General features: G+C 36.8%; 4 protein-coding genes and 2 pseudogenes. 1 reads left to right on the plus strand and 5 read right to left on the minus strand.

The window, feature by feature from the left end; genetic code table 11:
• Positions 1-141 (plus strand): annotated as a pseudogene (locus O9295_RS27240) (ATPase); the annotation flags it as partial.
• A gap of 72 nt (positions 142-213) precedes the next feature.
• On the opposite strand, the gene O9295_RS03100 reads toward O9295_RS27240, so the two are convergent.
• The 5 genes and pseudogenes from O9295_RS03100 to O9295_RS03120 all read right to left on the minus strand — a co-directional run.
• Complete coding sequence (locus tag O9295_RS03100; RefSeq protein WP_190723827.1) at positions 214-501, minus strand: type II toxin-antitoxin system RelE/ParE family toxin; 288 nt, start codon at positions 499-501, stop codon at positions 214-216.
• A 2-nt stretch (positions 502-503) separates the two neighbouring features.
• Positions 504-710 carry a hypothetical protein gene (locus O9295_RS03105; RefSeq protein ID WP_002799381.1) on the minus strand — a complete coding sequence of 69 codons (207 nt, stop codon included), beginning with the start codon at positions 708-710 and terminating at the stop codon, positions 504-506.
• 254 nt (positions 711-964) lie between these two features.
• Positions 965-1,249, minus strand: coding sequence for a type II toxin-antitoxin system RelE/ParE family toxin (locus tag O9295_RS03110; protein ID WP_052275446.1), 285 nt, complete (start codon positions 1,247-1,249; stop codon positions 965-967).
• Positions 1,250-1,254: 5 nt separating this feature from the next.
• Positions 1,255-1,470 carry a hypothetical protein gene (locus tag O9295_RS03115; protein ID WP_002750830.1) on the minus strand — a complete coding sequence of 72 codons (216 nt, stop codon included), beginning with the start codon at positions 1,468-1,470 and terminating at the stop codon, positions 1,255-1,257.
• Between the two features lie 85 nt (positions 1,471-1,555).
• Positions 1,556-1,751, minus strand: a pseudogene (locus tag O9295_RS03120) (hypothetical protein); the annotation flags it as partial.

Consider the following 1,751-nt stretch of genomic DNA (forward strand, 5'->3'; position numbering starts at 1 on the left):
TTATCTACTTCTGAATTTTGGGCAACTATTCAGTCATTAATAAGACGCTGTTTACTGGATAAATTACCATCAGAAACCTCGTCCTATTTTCCTATTAATCCTGTGTTTAAATCCTATCTTAAAAGAAATCCTAACGATTAGAAAAAATTTATCTTATTATAAATATATGTGTACCGCAACGCAGAAACCCGCAGGATCGCTTTCCAGTCTATCCTATTTTCTATACACCTGATCGTGACTACCAATATCAATTAACAAGATGATGACTTCTAAATATTCTCCATCTTCCGAAAAACTAAAAATAATTCGACAATCGTAAGCTACAGTACAAGACCATAACCCTTCTAAATTACCACTTAACTTATGGGTTTTTAAAGACAGTGTAAATGGGTCTTCTGCCAGTTTTCTAAGTACATCGAAAATTTTAGGTTTTAACTGGGTATTTTTCTTGATTAGCTTCTTAAACGAACGCTTAAACCCATCACTCCATATTAGATCCATTGTTAATCCTCATTCAAATCAGCAATCAAATCTTCTACGGTTCCCCTTCTGGCCGTTCCAGTAGCGATCGCATCTTTCAATTCCTTAAAATTAGCTAAAATTTCTCTTTCTCTTGCTTTAGCTCTATATTGACACAAAATCTCTAACAATGACTCCTGTTCATCCTCTGATAAATTCTCAAAAGATTTGATCATTTCTTGCAAAGTCATCATTTTACCTCTTAACTCTCGATCAAAACCTGGGATCTCTTATTCTTTGTGTGATCAGTTTAACTTATATAGGAGCGATCAATCTTTGTGTCCTTTGTGTCTTTGTGGTTTGCTCCACTCGCTCGTCACCAGGACTGTATCTTAGAATACATTTTACCCACCAAACCTAAGAGAGCCAAATTTATCTTATTATAAATATATGTGTACCGCAACGCAGAAACCCGCAGGAGCGCTTTCTAGTTTTTCCTATTTTATCAATACACTTCATCATGAGTACCAATGTCAAGTAAAATGATAACTTCCTCCTGGGTGTCTGGCTCAATTTTTATAGAAAAAATAATCCGACAATCATAACCACAAGAACAAGCTTTAAGTCCCGATAATTCCCCTCTTAATGAATGAGTTCCCAAGCTCAAAAAATAAATATCTTCCCTCATTTGTGCCAATGTCTTCTCAATCGCTTTCTGTCGTTGAGGATTTCTGAGAACAAACTTACGGAAAGTCCGCTTAAATTTAGGCGTTAAAACCAGTTCTCTCATAATATCTATTCTAAAGTTTCTCTCAATTCTCTCAGAATAATTTCTAGGGGTTGAGGTTTAAATTCTCCTTGATGAAAAGCATTAATTGACTCCCTAGCATCCCTAGCAATTTCTTGACGACGAATATCAAGTAAACGATTTTGTAAAATTTCTAATAACATTTCCTGTTGTTCTAAAGATAGTTGCTCAACAGTATTTAAAGCTTGTTCTAAACTGATCATAATTCAACCTCTCAAAAAACCACCTTATATTCTAACAACAAAAAAGCACCCCCTTGCGGGAGTGCCTTTTCGTTCAGACTAGGAATTAACCATTGATAGCAGGAGCGGTCAGAGCTACAGGAGCCTGTTCACCACTAGCCAAGTCTAAGGGGAAGTTATGTGCATTGCGCTCGTGCATTACTTCCATACCGATACCAGCGCGGTTTAACACATCGGCCCAAGTACCGATTACACGACCTTGAGAATCGAGAATCGACTGGTTGAAGTTGAAACCGTTGAGG

Source organism: Microcystis sp. LE18-22.4A (assembly GCF_027531105.1).
GTDB classification, from domain to species: domain Bacteria; phylum Cyanobacteriota; class Cyanobacteriia; order Cyanobacteriales; family Microcystaceae; genus Microcystis; species Microcystis aeruginosa.

Coding starts and splice junctions, on each gene's coding strand:
- O9295_RS03100 (WP_190723827.1), bottom strand. CDS start 501: ATGGATCTAATATGGAGTGATGGGTTTAAGCGTTCGTTTAAGAAGCTA.
- O9295_RS03105 (WP_002799381.1), bottom strand. CDS start 710: ATGACTTTGCAAGAAATGATCAAATCTTTTGAGAATTTATCAGAGGAT.
- O9295_RS03110 (WP_052275446.1), bottom strand. CDS start 1,249: ATGAGAGAACTGGTTTTAACGCCTAAATTTAAGCGGACTTTCCGTAAG.
- O9295_RS03115 (WP_002750830.1), bottom strand. CDS start 1,470: ATGATCAGTTTAGAACAAGCTTTAAATACTGTTGAGCAACTATCTTTA.